Origin of the sequence: Streptomyces silvisoli, assembly GCF_029269905.1 — a bacterium.
GTDB classification, from domain to species: Bacteria; Actinomycetota; Actinomycetes; order Streptomycetales; family Streptomycetaceae; genus Streptantibioticus_A; species Streptantibioticus_A silvisoli_A.
In genome coordinates this window covers 1-22779 of sequence record NZ_JARJBC010000025.1, presented here as the reverse complement: position 1 = coordinate 22779, position 22779 = coordinate 1, and the positions used below count along the sequence as shown (strand labels likewise).

The window sequence follows — 22779 nt, the reverse complement described above, 5'->3', positions numbered from 1 at the left end:
TGCCAGTGTTCTGTTGTCTCCCGCGGCTCAACCCGCGGCCAGCTCGACCAGCCGCTCCACCAGCGCCGCCGGAGAAGGCATGGTGGCGATCTCCTCCCGTACCTCGGATGCCGCGGTGCGCAGCTTCTCGTCGGACACCAGCCGCCGCAGCAGCTCCACGTCGAGGTCCTCGGCGGTGGCGCTGATCCCGGCGCCCCGGTCGTGTACCGCCTGGGCGTTGACGAACCGGTCCGCACCGTCCGGCAGGATGATCTGCGGGACACCGGCGTTCAGCCCGGCCAGCGTGGTGCCCGCACCGCCATGGTGCACGGCGCCGACACAGGTCTGCATCAGCACGGTCAGCGGCACCCAGCCCACGACACGTACGTTGGACGGCAGTTCACCCAGCGCGCTGGTGTCCACCTCGCCGAGCGCCAGCACGAACTCCGCGTCCACCGAGGGTGCCGCGGCCAGCAGCCGCTGCACCGGCCCAAGACCGGTGACGTGCACCGATGCCGTCCCCAGCGTCACGGCGATACGCGGCCGCTCCGGCTTGTCCAGCACCCAGTCCGGCAGCACCGCACCGCTGTTGTACGGCACGGGCCGCATCGACCAGCCGAGCGGCTCGGGCTCGGCCATGCTCGGCGGCGCGATGTCGATGGTGCGCACCTGCTCCGGCACGCTGTCCACGCCGTGTCGCCGCATGGTCTCGGTGAGTTGGGCGACGGTCAGCGCGCGGATGTCACCCCCACGCGCGAAGCCGAAGTTGTGCTGGACGGCGGGAACTCCGAGCTTCTGGGCGGCGATCAGACCGGACACGAAGATCTGCTCGTAGACGATCAGGTCCGGGCGGAACGCCTCGGCGGTGCGGACGATGCCGTCCGTCAGATGGTCGTTGAGGTGTGCGAACAGCTGGATACCTGCCATCGGGTCCGGGCCCTCCGGCCTGCGCACCCGTTCCAGCAGCTCCGGAACGGTCCCCTGGAAGAAGCTTTCCAGTTCCAGACCCGGCGCCACATCGGCCACATGCAGCCCGGCGTTGGCGACTTCCAGCCCGTAGCTTCCGGTGGCCACCAGCACCTCATGACCGGCGGCCCGCAGCGCCCACTGCAGCGGAACCGTGGGGAAAACATGACCGATGGCCGGATACGAGACGAACAACACGCGCATCGCTACGCGCTCCTTTCGGACTGCGCGAAATGCAGTCGGTATTCTTGACTTTTCCTGCTTGCCCAGCGCATTCTCATCGGGTCCCCCAAAGCCCGTCAAGGCGCGTGCCCAGGCCCAACGGATAGGGGTGAATAGGGGGTTTGGAGGGGTTACTTAAGGGCTGTGCTCCATGACAGGCTGCGAAATGGTCGTTGGATTCTGTCTGTCACGGTAATGGAGCGCGTTGATGAGTGGATCCGAGGATTTCACGCCCGAAAGCAGCGACGTGAAGGGCTTGGGTCCTGACGTAGCGGGTCCCGACACGGCGGCGGACGCCGCCGTCGATGTCTCGTCCTGGCGGCAGCGGCTCGCCGAGCTGCCCGCGGACGAGCAGGAACAGGCGCTGCTCGACTGGCTGGACACCCTGGTCCGCGCCGCGCTGCGTGACTCGGCACCGGAACACCTCGACCCCCACCGCCCGTTCCTCGAGCTGGGATTCGACTCGCTCGCCGCGGTCGACCTGCACAGCCGACTGACCGCGGGCACCGGACTGAGGCTGCCGGTGACCCTCGCCTTCGACTACCCCACCCCCGTCGAGCTGGCCCGCCAACTTCGCGCCGAGATCCTCGGCCTGACCGCGGACGACACGCTTCCGGTGGTGGCCGCCGCCTTCGCCGACGACGAGCCCATCGCCATCGTCGGTATGGGCTGCCGCTACCCCGGCGACGTACGGTCCCCCGAAGACCTGTGGAACATCGCGCTGCGCGGCGTCGACGCCATCACCGAATTCCCGTCCGGCCGCGGCTGGGACCTCGCCGGACTCTATGACCCGGACCCGGACCGGCCGGGCACCACTTATGCCCGCGAGGGTGGATTCCTGCATGACGCCGACCAGTTCGACCCGGCGTTCTTCGGAATTTCACCGCGCGAGGCACTCGCCATGGATCCGCAGCAGCGGCTGCTGCTGGAAACCTCCTGGGAAGCGTTCGAACGCGCCGGCATCGACCCCGCGCATTTCCGCGGCGGCCAGATCGGCGTTTTCGTGGGCCAGGAGACCCAGGACTACGGCCCGCGCCTGCACGAGGCGGAAGAGGGCTTCGAGGGCTATCTGGTCACCGGCAACGCGGCCAGCGTCGCCTCCGGTCGCATCGCCTACACCTTCGGCTTCGAGGGCCCCACCGTCACCGTCGACACCGCCTGCTCCTCCTCACTGGCCGCGCTGCACCTGGCCGTACAGGCTCTGCGCAGCGGGGAGTGCTCCATGGCGCTCGCCGGTGGAGTGGCGGTCATGGCCAACCCCGGCTCGTTCATCGCCTTCAGCCGCCAGCGCGGCTTGGCCCCCGACGGCCGCTGCAAGCCGTTCGCCGCCGCCGCCGACGGCACCGCCTGGGGCGAGGGCGCCGGAATGCTGCTGGTCGAGCGGCTGTCCGACGCACGGCGCAACGGCCACCCGGTGCTGGCCATCGTCCGCGGCACCGCCATCAACCAGGACGGCGCCAGCAACGGCCTTACCGCTCCCAGCGGTCCCTCCCAACAGCGCGTCATCCGCCAGGCGTTGGCCAACGCCGGTCTGTCCGCCGCCGATGTGGACGTGGTCGAGGCCCACGGCACCGGCACCCGCCTCGGCGACCCCATCGAGGCGCAGGCGCTGATCGCCACCTACGGCCAGCACCGCCCCGATGACCAGCCGCTGTGGCTGGGCTCGCTGAAGTCCAACATCGGCCACACCCAGGCCGCCGCCGGCGTCGCCGGAGTCATCAAGATGGTGATGGCGATGCGGGACGGTGTACTGCCCCGCTCGCTGCACATCGACGAGCCGACCCCGCACGTCGACTGGACCGCGGGCGCCGTCGAACTGCTCACCGAGAGCCGCGACTGGCCGGACACCGGCCGGGCGCGCAGGGCCGGTGTGTCCTCGTTCGGCATGAGCGGCACCAACGCCCACGCCATCATCGAGCAGGCCCCCACCGACGACACGAAGACCCCGGAGCCGACCGCACCGGCCGCGCCACCCGCCGTACTGCCCTGGGTGCTGTCGGCGAAGACCCCGGCCGCCCTGCGCGCGCAGGCCGAGCTGCTGCACGCCCGACTCGCCGCCGAGCCGGAGCATCGCACCGTCGACATCGGCTTCTCACTGGCCACCACCCGGGCCACCTTCGAGCAGCGCGCGGTGCTCGTCGCGGACGACCGCCCCGCCTTCATCGACGCCCTGCGCGCCCTCGCCGACGGCACGCCGACGCCGTCCGTCGTGACCGGCGCCCCCGTAGCGGGCCGCACCGCGTTCCTGTTCACCGGCCAGGGAAGCCAACGCCTCGGCATGGGACGGGAGTTGTACGACAACTACCCGGTGTTCGCCGACGCTCTGGACGACGCCTGCTGGTACCTGGACGAGCACCTCGAACTGCCGCTGCTCGACGTGTTGTTCGGCGACGACCCCGAACCGCTCGACCAGACCGCCTACACCCAGCCCGCGCTGTTCGCCGTCGAGGTGGCGCTGTTCCGGCTGCTGGAGTCGTGGGGAGTGCGGCCGGACGTACTGACCGGCCACTCGATCGGCGAGCTGGCCGCCGCCCACGTGGCGGGCGTGCTCTCGCTGGAGGACGCCTGCGCGCTGGTCGCCGCCCGCGGCCGGTTGATGCAGGAACTGCCGGGCGGCGGCGCCATGGTGGCCGTCGAGGCATCCGAGGACGAGGTCGGCCCACTGCTGACCGACCGGGTCAACATCGCCGCCGTCAACGGTCCCACGTCGACCGTGATCGCGGGCGACGAGGACGCGGCGCTGGACATCGCCGCGCACTTCGAGGCACAGGGCCGCAGGACCAAGCGCCTCACGGTCAGCCACGCCTTCCACTCGCCACACATGGACGGCATGCTCGCCGAGTTCCGCCGTGTGGCACAGGTGCTGGAGTACCAGCCGCCGCGCATCCCCATCGTCTCCACCCTCACCGGAACCACCGCCACCGCCGAGCAGCTGTGCTCGCCCGAGTACTGGGTGCGGCACGTCCGGGAAGCCGTCCGATTCCTCGACGGCGTACGGACGTTGGAGGGGCAGGGCGTCACCACGTTCATCGAACTCGGCCCGGACGGCGTGCTGTCCGCCATGGCCCAGGAGTGCGTCACCGCCACCGGCGTCGCGTTCCTGCCCGTACTGCGCCGGGACCGCTTCGAACCGGAGACCCTGACCATCACCGTCGCCCAGGCACACGTCCGGGGCAGGGCCGTGGACTGGGCCGAGGTCTTCGCCGGTACCGGGGCGCAGCGGATCGAACTGCCCACCTACGCCTTCCAACGCGAACGATTCTGGCTGGACAGCACCACAACCCGCGCAGCCGCGAACGGTGTTGAGCCCGGAGACGCCCGCTTCTGGGAGGCCGTGGAGCGCCAGGACCTCGACTCGCTCTCCGCCGAACTCGCGGTCAGCGTTGACCAGCCACTGACCGAGGTGCTGCCCGCACTGTCGGCCTGGCGCCAGCAGCAGCGCGACCGCTCGGTGGTCGACGGCTGGCGCTACAAGGCCACCTGGAAGCCGCTCGCCGAATCCAGCGCCCGAACCCCGCACGGCACCTGGCTCGTGCTGGCCCCCGCCACCGGTCACACCGACGTGATCGACGCCGTGCTGGCCGCCCTGACCGTCCAGCCCGACACCACCGTCCACCGCCTCGACATCAACCCCGCCGAGGCGACCCGCCCCCAACTGGCCGAGCAACTCGCCGAACACCGCACCGCCGACGGCGTCCTGTCCCTGCTCGCCCTCGACGAGGCCAACGGCCTGACCGCATCCGCCACCCTGCTCCAGGCACTCGGCGACGCGGGCCTCGACGCACCCCTGTGGTGCGCGACCCGCGGCGCGGTTTCCGTGGTCCGCTCCGACCGTGTGCACGCCGTACCGCAGGCCGCCATATGGGGCCTGGGCCGGGTGGCCGCCATGGAACTGCCCGAACGCTGGGGCGGCCTGGTCGACCTCCCCGAAACCGTGGACGAACGGGCCGCCGCACGCCTGACCGCCGTACTCGCCGGCCTCGACGGCGAGGACCAGGTCGCGGTACGCGCCTCCGGCGTCTTCGGCCGCCGCCTCACCCGCGCCGAAGGCGGCAACGCCCAGCCCTGGACCCCGCACGGCACGGTGCTGGTCACCGGCGGTACGGGTGCGCTGGGCGCCGAGGTGGCCCGCTGGCTGGTCGGAAGCGGCGCGGAGCACGTGCTGCTGACCAGCCGCCGGGGCAAGGCCGCTCCCGGGACGGCCGAGCTGGAAGCCGAGTTGGCGGCCACCGGCGCCAAGGTGACCATCGCGGCGTGCGACGCGGCGGACCGCGACGCGCTCGCGCAGCTGCTGGGCACCATTCCGGCCGAGCACCCGCTGACCGGCGTGGTGCATGCGGCGGGCGTGCTGGACGACGGCGTACTGGACGCACTCACCGCCGAGCGGTTCCAAACCGTGCTGCGCGCCAAGGCGGTCTCCGCGCTGAACCTGCACGAACTCACCCGTGAACACGAACTCTCGGCGTTCGTCCTCTTCTCCTCCGTCAGCGGCACCCTCGGCGCGGCAGGTCAGGCCAACTACGCCGCCGCCAACGCGGTGTTGGACGCCCTCGCGGAGCAGCGGCGTGCCGACGGCCTGCCCGCCACCTCGGTTGCCTGGGGACCCTGGGCCGACAGCGGCATGGCGGCCGACGACTCCCTGGAGCGCCGGATGCGGCGCGAAGGCATGCCGCCGATGGCACCGGCCCTGGCCATCCGTGCCCTGCGGCAGGCCATCGAACACGGTGACGCGACGGTCACCGTCGCCGACATCGACTGGGATCGCTACGCTCGCGAGACGGCCGCCGTACGGCCCAATCCGCTCATCGCGGACCTGCCCGAGGTACAGAGCGCCCTCGCCACCACCGGCCGGGTCATCACCGACGCCAACGCCGCCACCACTCTCACCGAAAGGCTCATCGGCCTCACCTCGGCGGAACAGGACCGCGAACTCCTCGACCTGGTCCGCACCCAGGTCGCGACGGTACTCGGCCACAGCAGCCGCGACGCGGTGGAAGCGGATCGCGCGTTCCGGGAACTCGGCTTCGACTCCCTGACAGCTGTCGAACTGCGTAACCGACTGGGCGCCACGACCGAACTTCGCCTACCGGCAACACTGATCTACGACTACCCGACCGCCTCCGCCCTCGCGGCCTACCTACGCGACGAGTTGCTGGGAGCGGACACCGCCGCGAGCGGCGCGCTCCCGGGCGCTTCGGTCGCGGCCGTCGAGGACGACCCCATCGCGATCGTGGCGATGAGCTGCCGCTTTCCGGGCGGCGTACGGTCGCCCGAGGAGTTGTGGCGACTGCTCGTCTCCGGCGAGGACGCCATCGCCGAATTCCCCACCGACCGTGGCTGGAACCTCGACCGCCTCTACAACCCCGACCCCGACCAGCAGGGCACCTCCTACGTCCGCCATGGCGGCTTCCTCTACGACGCCGACCAGTTCGACGCCGAGTTCTTCGGCATCAGTCCGCGCGAGGCACTGGCGATGGATCCCCAGCAGCGGCTGCTGCTGGAGACATCGTGGGAGGCCTTCGAGCGCGCGGGCATCGACCCGTCCGCGCTGCGCGGCAGCCGCACGGGTGTCTTCGCGGGCACCAACGGCCAGGACTACGCCTCGCTGATCACATCCCCGCCGAAGGGCCTTGAGGGCCACCTCGGCACGGGTAACGCCGCGAGCGTGGTCTCCGGCCGCATCTCGTACGTCTTCGGCCTCGAAGGCCCGGCGGTCACCGTCGACACCGCCTGCTCGTCCTCGCTGGTCGCACTGCACCTGGCCGTACAGGCACTGCGCAACGGCGAGTGCGAACTGGCGCTGGCCGGTGGCATCACCGTCATGTCCACCCCCGAAGCCTTCATCGACTTCAGCCGTCAGCGGGGCCTTGCGGCGGACGGTCGGGTCAAGGCGTTCGCGGCGGGTGCGGATGGTACGGGGTGGGGTGAGGGTGTTGGCATGCTGCTGGTTGAGCGGTTGTCGGACGCCCAGCGCAATGGTCATCCCGTGTTGGCTGTGGTTCGTGGTAGTGCGATCAACCAGGATGGTGCGAGTAACGGTCTTACGGCGCCGAATGGGCCGTCGCAGCAGCGGGTGATTCGGCAGGCGTTGGCGTCGGCTGGTCTTTCGGCGTCGGATGTGGACGCTGTTGAGGCGCATGGTACGGGTACGACGCTGGGCGACCCGATCGAGGCGCAGGCGCTGCTGGCGACCTACGGCCAGGGCCGGGCCGAGGGGCATCCGTTGTGGTTGGGCTCGATCAAGTCCAACATTGGTCACACGCAGGCGGCGGCTGGTGTCGCTGGTGTGATCAAGATGGTGTTGGCGATGCGGCATGGTGTGTTGCCGCGGACTCTGCACGTGGATGAGCCGACGCCGCATGTGGACTGGTCGGCGGGTGCGGTCTCGCTGCTGACCGAGTCGGTGCCGTGGCCGGAAACCGGACAGCCGCGCCGCGCGGCCGTCTCGGCCTTCGGCCTGAGTGGCACCAACGCCCACACGATCATCGAGCAGGCCGCTACCACCGGTGCTCCGGCCGAGGCACCCGCTGCACTGCCGGTTGTGCCGATGGTGCTGTCCGGCAGGAACGAGGACGCACTACGCGCACAGGCGGCGCGACTGCGTTCGTGGGCTGCGGATGAGTCATCCGCCGAGCTGATCGACATCGCCTACTCGTTGGCGACCACGCGTTCGGCCATGGACCGCCGCGCGGCCGTGGTTGCCGGTGACCGGGACGGGCTGCTGAGGGCTCTGGAGGCGCTGGCTGAGGGACGCGGCGCTAGCGGGGTCACCGAGGGATCGCCCACGGATGGGAAGTTGGCGTTCCTGTTCACGGGGCAGGGCAGCCAGCGGCTTGGTATGGGTCGTGGGTTGTATGGCTCGTATCGGGTGTTCGCGGATGCGTTGGATGCGGTGTGCGCGGTGTTGGACGCGCATCTTGAGCGGCCTTTGTATGAGGTGCTGTTCGGGGCTGAGGCCGCGTTGCTGGATCAGACGGCTTATACGCAGCCTGCGTTGTTCGCGGTTGAGGTGGCGCTGTTCCGGTTGGTGGAGTCGTGGGGCCTCAAGCCTGACTTCCTTTCTGGTCACTCGATTGGTGAGTTGGCCGCTGCCCATGTGGCTGGTGTGTTGTCGCTGGATGATGCCTGTGCGTTGGTGGCCGCACGCGGCCGTCTGATGCAGGAACTGCCTGGCGGCGGCGCCATGGTGGCGGTCCAGGCGGCGGAGGACGAGGTTGCTCCGCTGCTGGTGGACGGCGTGAGCATCGCGGCGATCAACGGGCCTACGTCGGTGGTGATCGCGGGTGATGAGGCTGCGGCTCTGGAGATCGCGGCTGGGCTCGAGGCGCGGGGTCGTAAGACCAAGCGGTTGACCGTCAGCCACGCGTTCCACTCGTCGCATATGGACGGGATGCTGGACGCCTTCCGCGAGGTGGCCGCGGGGCTGACGTATGAGGCTCCCCGCATTCCGATCGTCTCCAACCTCACCGGCACCATGGTGTCCGCCGACGAGATCTGCTCGCCAGAGTTCTGGGTTCGGCATGTTCGGGAGACCGTGCGGTTCCTGGACGGCATCCAGGCCCTGGAGGCTCAGAACGTCACGACCTTCGTTGAGCTGGGGCCGGATGGTGTGTTGTCGGCGATGGCGCAGGAGTGCGTCACGGCCGAGGACGCGGCGTTCGTACCGGTGCTCCGCCGCGACCGCGCCGAGGACGAGACACTGACTGCCGCACTCGCTCAGGCGCATGTGCGTGGCGTGACCGTCAACTGGGAGGCCTTCTTCTCGGGCACCGGTGCACGCCGCGTTGACCTGCCCACGTATGCCTTCCAGCGGCAGCGCTACTGGCCCGGTATCGAGGCGCTGGGTGCTGGGGACCTCGAATCGGTTGGTTTGGGTGCTGCTGGTCATCCTCTGCTTGGTGCTGCGGTGGGGTTGGCTGACAGTGGTGGTTTCCTGTTCACGGGTGTGTTGTCGGCGGGTTCGCGTGGGTGGGTTGCGGATCATGTGGTGTTGGGCTCGGTGTTGTTGCCGGGTACGGCGTTTGTGGAGTTGGCGGTTCATGCTGGTGTGCGGGTGGGGGCGGAGCGGCTTGAGGAGCTGACGTTGGAGGCGCCGTTGGTGCTTCCTGTTGGTGTGGGTGTGCGGTTGCAGTTGGTGGTTGAGGCTGCGGACGCGTCGGGTCGTCGGGTGTTCGGGGTGCATTCGCGGCGGCGTGATGCGTTGGCGGGTGAGCCGTGGGTGCGGCATGCCACTGGTGTGCTGGTTCCTGGTGTGGCGCCGGTTGATGGTGGTTTGGTGGTGTGGCCGCCGCGGGATGCGGTGCCGGTTGCTGTTGAGGGTTTGTATGGGGAGTTGGCGGAGGCTGGTCTGGAGTATGGGCCGGTGTTCCGTGGGCTTCGTGCGGTGTGGCGTCGTGGTGGTGAGTTGTTCGCTGAGGTGGCGTTGCCGGAGGAGGCGTGGGACGAGGCGGGCCAGTACGGTCTGCACCCGGCACTCCTGGACGCCGCACTGCATGCCGTCGGCGTGGACAGCGCCGAGCGCTTCGACGAGCTGAACGCCGGTCCCCTCATCCCGTTCGCGTGGAGTGGTGTCTCGCTGTACGCGGTGGGTGCGTCGACGTTGCGGGTGCGGCTTACCGAGTTGCGGCCGGGTGCGGTGTCGTTGCTGGTGGCTGATGGTGCTGGCCAGTTGGTGGCGTCGGTCGACTCGGTGGCGCTGCGTGCGGCGTCCGCTGAGCAGGTACGGGCCGCGGCGGGTGCCGGGCACCATGAGTCGCTGTTCCAGCTGGAGTGGGCCCCGGTCCCGGTGCCCGGCACACCCGAACTGTTCGCCGAGGACTGGGCAGTGCTCAGCTCCGGTGACCTGTCCGCCTTGATGGAGGCTGTCGATTCCGGCTCCCCGGTGCCGAGCACGGTTGTGGTCGACTACGCGACCTCCGCTTCACCCGTTGACGCTGATGCGGTGCGTTTTGCCACGCATCGGGTGTTGGGGTTGGTTCAGGCGTGGTTGGCGGATGAGCGGTTCGCTGGTTCGCGGTTGGTGTTGGTGACTCGGGGTGCTGTTGAGGCGGTTCCGGGTGAGGGGGTTCGGGATCTGGCGTTCGCGGCGGCGCGGGGGTTGTTCCGTTCGGCGCAGTCGGAGAATCCCGGCCGTCTGGTCCTGTTGGACCTTGATGACTCGGCGTTGCGTGTGGATCCGGGGCTGCTGGCGCTGGATGAGCCGGAGTTGGCGGTGCGCGGGGGTGTGGTGCGTGCGCCGCGGCTCGCTCGTGTGCCGGTGAGTGAGGGCGAGACGGCGTCGGCTGTCTTCGATGGTGCGGGCACGGTGCTGGTCACCGGTGCCACGGGGACCCTGGGTGGTCTGGTCGCCCGGCATCTGGTGGTCGAGCACGGTGTACGGCACCTGCTGCTCGTCAGCCGTCGTGGCATGGAGGCGCCGGGTGCCGCCGAACTCGCGTCTGACCTGGGCGACTTGGGCGCTGAGGTCACGTGGGCCGCATGTGATGTGGCCGATCGGGAGGCGTTGGCGGATCTGCTGGGTTCGGTTCCGGTGGAGCGTCCGTTGGTGGGTGTGGTGCATGCCGCGGGTGTGTTGGATGACGGTGTTATTTCGTCGTTGACGCCGGAGCGGGTGGATGGGGTGTTGCGTCCGAAGGTGGATGCGGCGCTGAACCTGCATGAGTTGACGCGGGATCTCGATCTGCGGGCGTTTGTGTTGTTCTCCGGTGCGGCTGCGGCGTTTGGTGCTGCGGGGCAGGGGAGTTACGCGGCGGCGAACGCGTTCTTGGAGGCGTTGGCTCAGCAGCGGCGTGCGCAGGGTCTTCCGGCGACCGCGCTGGCGTGGGGTCTTTGGGCGCAGGCCAGCGGCATGACCGGACACCTCGATGCGGTCGACCTGCGACGCATCACGCGTGACGGCATGGCCCCGCTCTCGTCGGAAGAGGGCTTGGCGCTGTTTGACGCCGCCGGCGCGGTGGACCAGGCCGTGCTGCTGCCGATGCGGCTCGACCTCGCCGCCGTGCGTACCGAGGCCACGGCCACGGGCACCGTACCGCCGCTGTTGCGCGGCCTGGTGCGAGCGCCGATACGCCGGGTGGCCAATGCGGGCGGGGGCGATGGCGGAAGCTCGCTCGGACAGCGCTTGGCCGGCCTGCCGTCGGTCGAACAGGACCGCGAGCTGCTGGAGTTGGTCCTGCGCAGCGTGGCCGGGGTGCTCGGCTACACCGGATCCCAGTCTGTGGACTCCAGCCGGGCGTTCAAGGAGTTGGGCTTCGACTCGCTGACGGCGGTGGAGTTGCGCAACGATCTGAAGGCGGTCACGGGGCTGCGGCTTCCGGCGACGTTGGTGTTCGACTATCCGACGCCTGCGGATTTGGCTCGGTTCCTGCGCGATGAGTTGGTGGGCGCGGATGAGCCGGACGCGGTGGTCGCGGTGGGTGGTGCGGTCGCGTCGGTGGTCGAGGACGATCTGATCGCGATCGTGGGGATGAGTTGCCGGTTCCCCGGTGGTGTGCAGTCGCCGGAGGATCTGTGGCAGTTGGTGGTCTCGGGTGGGGATGGTGTTTCCGGGTTCCCGGCTGATCGTGGCTGGGATCTGGAGCGGTTGTATCACCCGGATCCGGATCACGCGGGTACGTCGTACACGCGTGAGGGTGGGTTCCTGCATGGTGCGGGGGAGTTCGATCCGGCGTTCTTCGGTATCTCGCCGCGTGAGGCGTTGGCGATGGATCCGCAGCAGCGGTTGCTGCTGGAGACGTCGTGGGAGGCGTTCGAGCGCGCGGGTATTGATCCGGCCACGATGCGTGGCAGCCGTACTGGTGTGTTCGCGGGTGTGATGTACCACGACTACCTCGCGGGTCTGGCCGAGTTCCCCGAGGGCGTCGAGGGGTACATCGGCACCGGAAACGCGGGCAGCATCGCCTCCGGCCGTGTCGCCTACACCCTCGGACTTGAGGGACCCGCGCTCACCATTGACACCGCCTGCTCCTCTTCGCTGGTAGCACTCCACCTCGCCGCGCAGGCGCTGAGGAACGGTGAGTGCTCGATGGCGTTGGCAGGTGGTGTGGCGGTGATGGCCACGCCGGAGACGTTCATTGACTTCAGTCGTCAGCGTGGGTTGTCGGTGGACGGTCGGTGCAAGTCGTTCGCTGAGGCGGCGGATGGTACGGGGTGGGGTGAGGGCGTTGGCATGCTGCTGGTTGAGCGGTTGTCCGACGCTAAGCGCAATGGTCATCCCGTGCTGGCGATCGTGCGTGGTAGTGCGATCAACCAGGATGGTGCGAGTAACGGTCTTACGGCGCCGAACGGGCCGTCGCAGCAGCGGGTGATCCGGCAGGCGTTGGCGTCGGCTGGTCTTTCGGCGTCGGATGTTGACGCTGTTGAGGCGCATGGCACGGGTACGACGTTGGGTGATCCGATCGAGGCGCAGGCGTTGATCGCCACTTATGGGCAGGGGCGTGCTGGGGACCAGCCGCTCTATCTGGGGGCGGTCAAGTCCAATATCGGTCACACGCAGGCGGCGGCTGGTGTTGCTGGTGTGATCAAGATGGTGATGGCGATGCGGCATGGTGTGTTGCCGCAGACCCTGCACGTCGATGAGCCGTCGCGGAAGATCGAGTGGTCCGAGGGTGCTGTGTCGCTGCTGACGCGGTCCCAGCCGTGGCCGCGGACGGGGCGTCCGCGCCGGGCGGGTGTGTCCTCGTTCGGTATCAGCGGTACCAACGCGCACACGATCATCGAGCAGGCTCCCGAGGTGGACGTCCCCGCCGAGCAAGGGGCTACCTGGCCGGTTGTGCCGGTGGTCTTGTCGGCCAAGGGTGGGGATGCGTTGCGTGATCAGGCGCGGCGTCTTCGCGACCATGTGCTGGCCGAGGCCGAGGCTGGTGTGGTTGATGTTGGTTTCTCGTTGGCGGTTGGCCGCTCGGTTTTCGAGGACCGTGCGGTGGTGGTTGCCCACGAGCGTGAGGTGTTGCTGGCCGGGCTGGACGCTCTGGCTGAGGGGCGTGAGGCCGCTGGTGTGGTGCAGGGCTCGCCGGTGGGCGGCAAGGTGGCGTTCCTGTTCACCGGGCAGGGCAGCCAGCGCGTCGGGATGGGCAGCGAGCTTTACGCGACCTACCCGGTCTTCGCCGAAGCCCTGGACGCGGTGTGTGAACGGTTCGAAGTACCGCTGCGGGATGTGATCTTCGGAGCCGACGGCGGCCTGCTGGACCAGACTGCCTACACGCAGCCTGCGTTGTTCGCGGTTGAGGTGGCGCTGTTCCGGTTGGTGGAGTCGTGGGGGCTGAAGCCTGACTTCCTGGCCGGGCACTCGATTGGTGAGCTGGCTGCGGCGCATGTCGCTGGTGTTCTGTCGCTGGATGATGCTTGTGCGTTGGTGGCCGCTCGTGGTCGTCTGATGCAGGAGCTGCCGGGTGGCGGCGTGATGGTGGCGGTCCAGGCTGCGGAGGACGAGGTTGCGCCGCTGCTGGTCGAGGGCGTGAGCATCGCGGCGATCAACGGGCCTACGTCGGTGGTGATCGCGGGTGATGAGGCTGCGGCTCTGGAGATCGCGGCTGGGCTCGAGGCGCGGGGGCGTAAGACCAAGCGGTTGACTGTCAGCCACGCGTTCCACTCGTCGCACATGGACGGGATGCTGGGCGCCTTCCGCGAGGTGGCGTCGGGGCTGACGTTCGCCGCCCCGCGCATCCCGATCGTCTCCACCCTTACCGGCACGCTGGTCACCGCAGAGGAGATCGGCACCGCCGAGTACTGGGTCCGCCACGTGCGCCAGGCCGTCCGTTTCCTCGACGGCGTACGGGCGTTGGAGGCCGAAGGCGTAACGACCTACGTCGAACTCGGTCCGGACGGCGTGCTGTCGGCGATGGCCCAGGACTGTGTCACGTCGCAGGCCGCGACCTTCGTGCCCGTGCTGCGGCGGGACCGCCCCGAGCCGGAAACGGTGACCACCGCACTGGCCCAGGCGCACGTCAACGGTGTCCCGGTCGACTGGAAGTCGTACTTCACCGGCTCCGGCGCCCGCCGGGTGGACCTGCCCACGTATGCCTTCCAGCGTCAGCGCTACTGGCTGGAGAGCCCCACGGCCCAGGCCGCCGCGCCCGCCGCCGACACCGTCGACGCCCGCTTCTGGGAGGCCGTGGAACGCGACGACTGGCCGTCTCTCGCGGCCGAGTTGGAGGTGGACGCGGACCAGCCGATGAGTGCCGTCGTGCCCGCGTTGTCGGCGTGGCGTCGGCAGCAGCGTGAGCGGTCGGTGGTGGACGGCTGGCGCTACCGGGTGACGTGGAAGCCGGTGACCGACCGTCCCACGCAGGCACTGACCGGTACCTGGCTGCTCGTCGTCCCGACCGCCAAGGCCGACGACGAACTGGTCACCACCATCACCCAGGCCCTGTCCACCAAGGGCGTCGACGTCAAGCAGATCAGCATCGACGCCGCCCACATAACCCGTTCCGAACTGGCAACGCGCCTCACCGAAACCGAACCGGTAAACGGTGTGCTGTCACTACTGGCATTGGACGGCCCGTACGGTCTGACCGCCTCCGCCACGCTGGTGCAGGCACTGGACGACGCCGGAGTCACCGGTGCGCTGTGGTGCGTGACGTCGGGCGCGGTGTCCACAGCGGTGTCCGACCGGCTGCGTGATGTCGACCAGGCGGCGGTCTGGGGCTTCGGCCGGGGCGTCGCGCTGGAGTACCCGGAGCGTTGGGGCGGTCTGGTCGACCTGCCCGAGGCGCCGGACGCGCGCGCTGCCGGGCGCCTGGTCGACGTACTGGCGGGTCTGGGTGGCGAGGACCAGGTGGCGGTGCGTGCCTCCGGTGTCTTCGGGCGCAGGCTGGTACGCGCAGGACGCGGTACGACGTCCAGCGCCGCGACGTGGCAGCCGCAGGGCACGGTGCTGGTCACCGGCGGCACGGGTGCGTTGGGTGCCGAGGTGGCCCGTTGGCTGGTGCGTAACGGTGCCGAGCACGTGCTGCTGACCAGCCGCCGGGGCATGGACGCTCCGGGCGCGGCCGAACTCCACGCCGAGTTGACCGCGTCGGGCGCGCAGGTGACCATCGCGGCCTGCGACGCCGCCGACCGCGACGCGCTCGCGGAGCTGCTGGCCGGCATCCCGGCCGAGCATCCGCTGACCGCCGTGCTGCACACCGCGGGTGTGCTGGACGACGGCGTACTGGACGCACTCACCGCCGAGCGGTTCCAAACCGTGCTGCGCGCGAAGGCAGTCTCCGCGCTGAACCTGCACGAACTCACCCGTGAACACGACCTGTCGGCGTTCGTGCTGTTCTCCTCCATGAGCGGCACCATCGGCGGCGCGGGCCAGACCAACTACGCCGCCGCGAACGCCTACTTGGACGCGCTCGCCGAACAGCGGCGAGCCGCCGGCCTGGTGGCCACGTCGGTGGCCTGGGGGCCGTGGGCCGACGGAGGCATGGCCGCAGACACCGTGCTTGAGCGGCGGCTCCGGCGCGAAGGCATGCCGCCGATGGCACCGGCCCTGGCCATCCGTGCCCTGCGGCAGGCCATCGAACACGGTGACGCGACGGTCACCGTCGCCGACATCGACTGGGACCTCTTCATTCCCGCGATGACGGCTGCGCGGCGCAGCAACCTGTTCGCGGAGCTGCGCAGCACCGGATCTATTTCGGCGTCGGCGGCTGCGGCCGTGAGCCTCCGCAGCTCGGCCGCCGAATCCACCTCGCTGGCCGAGCGGTTGGCCGGGCTGACCGAGGCCGAACGCGAAAAGGAACTGCTGGATCTGGTCCGTACGCAGGTGGCGGCGGTGCTGGGGCACGACGGCGCGAACGACGTCGAGGCGGGTCGCGCGTTCCGGGAACTCGGCTTCGACTCGCTGACCGCCGTCGAACTGCGCAACCGTCTTGGCGCGGCCACCGAACTGCGACTTCCGGCGTCGCTGATCTACGACTACCCGACAGCCGCTGCTCTCGCGGGCTATCTGCGCGATGAGTTGTTGGGTGGCTCGGACGTCTCCGTCCGTGGTGCGATTCCGGCCGTTGCCACGGGGGCCGTCGACGACGATCCGATCGTGATCGTGTCGATGAGCTGCCGCTTCCCGGGGGGAGTGCGGTCACCCGAGGAGTTGTGGCGACTTCTTGTCTCCGGCGAGGACGCCGTTTCCGAGTTCCCGACCGACCGCGGCTGGGACGTCGAATCGCTGTATGACCCGGACCCCGGCCAGGCCGGAAAGACCTACACCCGTGAAGGCGGATTCCTCGGCGACGCAGCCCAGTTCGACGCGTCGTTCTTCGGGATCAGTCCGCGCGAGGCCCTTGCGATGGATCCGCAGCAGCGGCTGTTGCTGGAGACCTCCTGGGAGGCCTTCGAGCGTGCGGGCATCGACCCCGACACCCTCCGCGGCAGCCAGGCCGGTGTCTTCATCGGCACCAACGGCCAGGACTACCTCTCGCTACTGATGAAGGCCCCGGAGGGCCTTGAGGGCCACCTCGGTACCGGCAACGCGGCCAGCGTGGTCTCCGGCCGTATCGCCTATGTCTTCGGCCTCGAAGGCCCGGCGGTCACCGTCGACACGGCCTGCTCGTCCTCGCTGGTCGCGCTGCACTGGGCGGCACAGGCGATCCGCAACGGCGAATGCTCGCTTGCCCTGGTCGGCGGTGTGACCGTCATGACCACGCCGGAGAACTTCGTCGACTTCAGCCGTCAGCGGGGCCTTGCGGCGGACGGTCGCATCAAGGCGTTCGCGGCGGGTGCGGATGGTACGGGGTGGGGTGAGGGTGTTGGCATGCTGCTGGTTGAGCGGTTGTCGGACGCCCAGCGCAATGGTCATCCCGTGTTGGCTGTGGTTCGTGGTAGTGCGATCAACCAGGATGGTGCGAGTAACGGTCTTACGGCGCCGAACGGGCCGTCGCAGCAGCGGGTGATTCGGCAGGCGTTGGCGTCGGCTGGTCTTTCGGCGTCGGATGTTGACGCTGTTGAGGCGCATGGTACGGGTACGACGCTGGGCGACCCGATCGAGGCGCAGGCGCTGCTGGCGACCTACGGCCAGGGCCGGGCCGAGGGGCATCCGTTGTGGTTGGGCTCGATCAAGTCCAACATTGGGCACACGCAGGCGGCGGCTGGTGTCGCTGGTGTGATCAAGATGGTGTTGGCGATGCGGCATGGTGTGTTGCCGCGGACCCTGCACGTGGATGAGCCGACGCCGCATGTGGACTGGTCGGCGGGTGCGGTCTCGCTGCTGACCGACTCGGTGCCGTGGCCGGAAACCGGACAGCCGCGCCGCGCTGGTGTGTCCTCGTTCGGCATCAGTGGCACCAACGCCCACACGATCATCGAGCAGGCACCGGAACCGGACGACGAGGTCACGACCGATGACGCCACCGAGTTCCCCGCGCTGCCCTATGTGCTGTCGGCCAAGAGTGCGGAAGGGCTCCGGGAGCAGGCGGAACGCCTCCACTCGCACATCTCGGCGCAGTCCGAGCTGGCTTCTGTTGACATCGCCTACTCGCTCGCCACCGGCCGTGCCGGGCTGGACTGTCGTGCGGCCGTGGTCGCCGGAGACCGGGACGGGTTGCTGAGCGGCCTGGAGGCGCTGGCCGGGGGCCGTAGCGCTTCGGGTGTGGTTGAAGGCGTCCTGGCCAGCGGCAAGTTGGCGTTCCTGTTCACGGGGCAGGGCAGCCAGCGGCTTGGTATGGGTCGTGAGTTGTATGGCTCGTATCGGGTGTTCGCGGATGCGTTGGATGCGGTGTGCGCGGTGTTGGACGCGCATCTTGAGCGGCCTTTGTATGAGGTGCTGTTCGGGGCCGAGGCCGCGTTGCTGGATCAGACGGCTTATACGCAGCCTGCGTTGTTCGCGGTTGAGGTGGCGCTGTTCCGGTTGGTGGAGTCGTGGGGCCTCAAGCCCGACTTCCTTTCTGGTCACTCGATCGGTGAGTTGGCCGCTGCCCATGTGGCTGGTGTGTTGTCGCTGGATGATGCCTGTGCGTTGGTGGCCGCACGCGGCCGTCTGATGCAGGAACTGCCTGGCGGCGGCGCCATGGTGGCGGTCCAGGCGGCCGAGGACGAGGTCGTCCCGCTGCTGGTCGAGGACGTGAGCATTGCCGCGATCAACGGGCCTACGTCGGTTGTCATCGCGGGTGATGAGGCTGCGGCTCTGGAGATCGCGGCTGGTTTTGAGGCGCGGGGTCGTAAGACCAAGCGGCTGACCGTCAGCCACGCGTTCCACTCGCCGCATATGGACGGGATGCTGGAGGCGTTCCGCGAGGTCGCGTCGGGTCTGTCGTTTGAGGCTCCGCGGATCCCGATCGTGTCGAACCTGACCGGTGCTGTGGTGTCGGCGGAGGAGATCGCCAGCCCTGACTTCTGGGTGCGTCACGTCCGTGAGGCGGTGCGTTTCCTGGACGGTGTGCGGGTGTTGGAGGCCGAGGGCGTCACGACCTTCGTTGAGCTGGGGCCGGATGGTGTGTTGTCGGCGATGGCGCAGGAGTGCGTCACGGCCGAGGACGCGGCGTTCGTACCGGTGCTCCGCCGCGACCGCGCCGAGGCGGAATCGCTCACCACTGCCCTTGCGCATGCCTTCGCCCGCGGCATAGCCGTTGACTGGACCTCCTACTTCACCGGGACCAGGGCGCGCCGGGTCGAGTTGCCCACGTATGCCTTCCAGCGGCAGCGCTTCTGGCCCGACACCGCCGCCTTGCCGAGCGGTGACCCGGAGTCGGTTGGTTTGGGTGCTGCTGGTCATCCTCTGCTTGGTGCTGCGGTGGGGTTGGCTGACAGTGGTGGTTTCCTGTTCACGGGTGTGTTGTCGGCGGGTTCGCGTGGGTGGGTTGCGGATCATGTGGTGTTGGGCTCGGTGTTGTTGCCGGGTACGGCGTTTGTGGAGTTGGCGGTTCATGCTGGTGTGCGGGTGGGGGCGGAGCGGCTTGAGGAGCTGACGTTGGAGGCGCCGTTGGTGCTTCCTGTTGGTGTGGGTGTGCGGTTGCAGTTGGTGGTTGAGGCTGCGGACGCGTCGGGTCGTCGGGTGTTCGGGGTGCATTCGCGGCGGCGTGATGCGTTGGCGGGTGAGCCGTGGGTGCGGCATGCCACTGGTGTGCTGGTTCCTGGTGTGGCGCCGGTTGATGGTGGTTTGGTGGTGTGGCCGCCGCGGGATGCGGTGCCGGTTGCCGTTGAGGGTTTGTATGGGGAGTTGGCGGAGGCTGGTCTGGAGTATGGGCCGGTGTTCCGTGGGCTTCGTGCGGTGTGGCGTCGTGGTGGTGAGTTGTTCGCTGAGGTGGCGTTGCCGGAGGAGGCGTGGGACGAGGCGGGCCAGTACGGTCTGCACCCGGCACTCCTGGACGCCGCACTGCACTCGCTAGGCCTGGCCCAGGACTCGGCGGAGGCGAACTCCGGGGCGCTGCTGCCGTTCGCGTGGAGCGGTGTCTCGCTGTACGCGGTGGGTGCGTCGACGCTGCGGGTGCGGCTTACCGAGTTGCGGCCGGGTGCGGTGTCGTTGCTGGTGGCTGATGGTGCTGGCCAGTTGGTGGCGTCGGTCGACTCGGTGGCCCTGCGTGCGGCGTCCGCTGAGCAGGTACGGGCCGCGGCGGGTGCCGGGCACCATGAGTCGCTGTTCCAGCTGGAGTGGACCCCGGTTCCGGTGCCCGCTGCTCGGGAGGTCTCGAACGACCAGTGGGCTGTGGTGGTCAGTCCGGAGAACTGGGCGGGCCTGGTCGAGGGCGTTGCGTCCGGGGCGTCGTCCGCTCCCAGCACTGTGCTGATCGACTGCGTCGCGCAGGATTCCGCGTCCGATGCCTTCGCTTCCGCTGATGCGGTGCGTTTTGCCACGCATCGGGTGTTGGGGTTGGTTCAGGAGTGGTTGGCGGATGAGCGGTTCGCTGGTTCGCGGTTGGTGTTGGTGACTCGGGGTGCTGTTGAGGCGGTTCCGGGTGAGGGGGTTCGGGATCTGGCGTTCGCGGCGGCGCGGGGGTTGTTCCGTTCGGCGCAGTCGGAGAATCCCGGCCGTCTGGTCCTGTTGGACCTTGATGATTCGGCGTTGCGTGTGGATCCGGGGCTGCTGGCGCTGGATGAGCCGGAGTTGGCGGTGCGCGGGGGTGTGGTGCGTGCGCCGCGGCTCGCTCGTGTGCCGGTGGGTGAGGGCGAGACGGCGTCGGCTGTCTTCGATGGTGCGGGCACGGTGCTGGTCACCGGTGCCACGGGGACCCTGGGTGGTCTGGTCGCCCGGCATCTGGTGGTCGAGCACGGTGTACGGCACCTGCTGTTGACCAGTCGGCGCGGCCCGGACGCCGCAGGCGCTGCCGAACTGCTCGCCGAGCTAGATGCGTTGGGCGCCGAGGCGGCGTTGGTGGCATGTGATGTGGCCGATCGGGAGGCGTTGGCGGATCTGCTGGGTTCGGTTCCGGTGGAGCGTCCGTTGGTGGGTGTGGTGCATGCCGCAGGTGTGTTGGATGACGGTGTTATTTCGTCGTTGACGCCGGAGCGGGTGGATGGGGTGTTGCGTCCGAAGGTGGATGCGGCGCTGAACCTGCATGAGTTGACGCGGGATCTCGATCTGCGGGCGTTTGTGTTGTTCTCCGGTGCGGCTGCGGCGTTTGGTGCTGCGGGGCAGGGGAGTTACGCGGCGGCGAACGCGTTCTTGGAGGCGTTGGCTCAGCAGCGGCGTGCGCAGGGTCTTCCGGCGACCGCGCTGGCGTGGGGTCTTTGGGCGCAGGCCAGCGGCATGACCGGCAGCCTGGACGAGGTGGACCTGCGACGCATCACACGAGGTGGGGTGGCTCCGCTGTCCTCCGCGGAGGGCCTGGCGCTGTTTGACGCCGCCGGCGCGGTGGACCAGGCCGTGCTGCTGCCGATGCGGCTCGACCTCGCCGCCCTGCGCGCGGAGGCCACAACGACCGGCGTCGTGCCTGCGCTGTTGCGCGGCCTGGTACGGACGCCGATACGCCGTGTCGTTGAGGCGGCGGCCGCTACTGACGGCAACTCGCTGGCGCAGCGACTCGTCGGCATGGACCAGGCCGAGCGGGATCGCACCCTGGTCGAGATGGTCTGCGCTCGCGTCGCTGCCGTGTTGGGCTACGCCGGACCGGAGGCGGTCGAAGCAGGCCGGGCATTCAAGGAGTTGGGCTTCGACTCGCTGACGGCGGTGGAGTTGCGCAACGATCTGAAGGCGGTCACGGGGCTGCGGCTTCCGGCGACGTTGGTGTTCGACTATCCGACGCCTGCGGATTTGGCTCGGTTCCTGCGCGATGAGTTGGTGGGCGCGGATGAGCCGGACGCGCTGGTCGCGGTGGGTGGTGCGGTCGCGTCGGTGGTCGAGGACGATCTGATCGCGATCGTGGGGATGAGTTGCCGGTTCCCCGGTGGTGTGCAGTCGCCGGAGGATCTGTGGCAGTTGGTGGTCTCGGGTGGGGATGGTGTTTCCGGGTTCCCGGCTGATCGTGGCTGGGATCTGGAGCGGTTGTATCACCCGGATCCGGATCACGCGGGTACGTCGTACACGCGTGAGGGTGGGTTCCTGCATGGTGCGGGGGAGTTCGATCCGGCGTTCTTCGGTATCTCGCCGCGTGAGGCGTTGGCGATGGATCCGCAGCAGCGGTTGCTGCTGGAGACGTCGTGGGAGGCGTTCGAGCGCGCGGGTATTGATCCGGCCACGATGCGTGGCAGCCGTACTGGTGTGTTCGCGGGTGTGATGTACCACGACTACCTCGCGGGCCTGGCCGAGTTCCCCGAGGGCGTCGAGGGGTACATCGGCACCGGAAACGCGGGCAGCATCGCCTCCGGCCGTGTCGCCTACACCCTCGGACTTGAGGGACCCGCGCTCACCATTGACACCGCCTGCTCCTCTTCGCTGGTAGCACTCCACCTCGCCGCGCAGGCGCTGAGGAACGGTGAGTGCTCGATGGCGTTGGCAGGTGGTGTGGCGGTGATGGCCACGCCGGAGACGTTCATTGACTTCAGTCGTCAGCGTGGGTTGTCGGTGGACGGTCGGTGCAAGTCGTTCGCTGAGGCGGCGGATGGTACGGGGTGGGGTGAGGGCGTTGGCATGCTGCTGGTTGAGCGGTTGTCCGACGCTAAGCGCAATGGTCATCCCGTGCTGGCGATCGTGCGTGGTAGTGCGATCAACCAGGATGGTGCGAGTAACGGGCTTACGGCGCCGAACGGGCCGTCGCAGCAGCGCGTGATCCGGCAGGCGTTGGCCGCCGCCGGGCTGAAGACGTCGGATGTTGACGCTGTTGAGGCGCATGGCACGGGTACGACGCTGGGTGATCCGATCGAGGCGCAGGCGTTGATCGCCACTTATGGTCAGGGGCGTGCTGGGGACCAGCCGCTCTATCTGGGGTCGATCAAGTCCAATATCGGTCACACGCAGGCGGCGGCTGGTGTTGCTGGTGTGATCAAGATGGTGATGGCGATGCGGCATGGTGTGTTGCCGCAGACCCTGCACGTCGATGAGCCGTCGCGGAAGATCGAGTGGTCCGAGGGTGCTGTGTCGCTGCTGACGCGGTCCCAGCCGTGGCCGCGGACGGGGCGTCCGCGCCGGGCGGGTGTGTCCTCGTTCGGTATCAGCGGTACCAACGCGCACACGATCATCGAGCAGGCTCCCGAGGTGGACGTCCCCGCCGAGCAAGGGGCTACCTGGCCGGTTGTGCCGGTGGTCTTGTCGGCCAAGGG

General features: G+C 69.0%; 2 protein-coding genes. One reads left to right on the top strand and one right to left on the bottom strand.

What is annotated here, in order from left to right:
• Positions 1 to 27 precede the first annotated feature (27 nt).
• On the bottom strand, positions 28 to 1149 hold the full coding sequence (locus P3G67_RS29640) for a nucleotide disphospho-sugar-binding domain-containing protein (protein WP_276096237.1): 1122 nt from the start codon (positions 1147 to 1149) through the stop codon (positions 28 to 30).
• A 223-nt stretch (positions 1150 to 1372) separates the two neighbouring features.
• On the opposite strand from P3G67_RS29640, the gene P3G67_RS36385 reads away from it, so the two are divergent.
• Positions 1373 to 22779 (top strand): type I polyketide synthase (locus tag P3G67_RS36385; RefSeq protein ID WP_449343263.1); only part of this gene is annotated, 21407 nt, incomplete at its 3' end.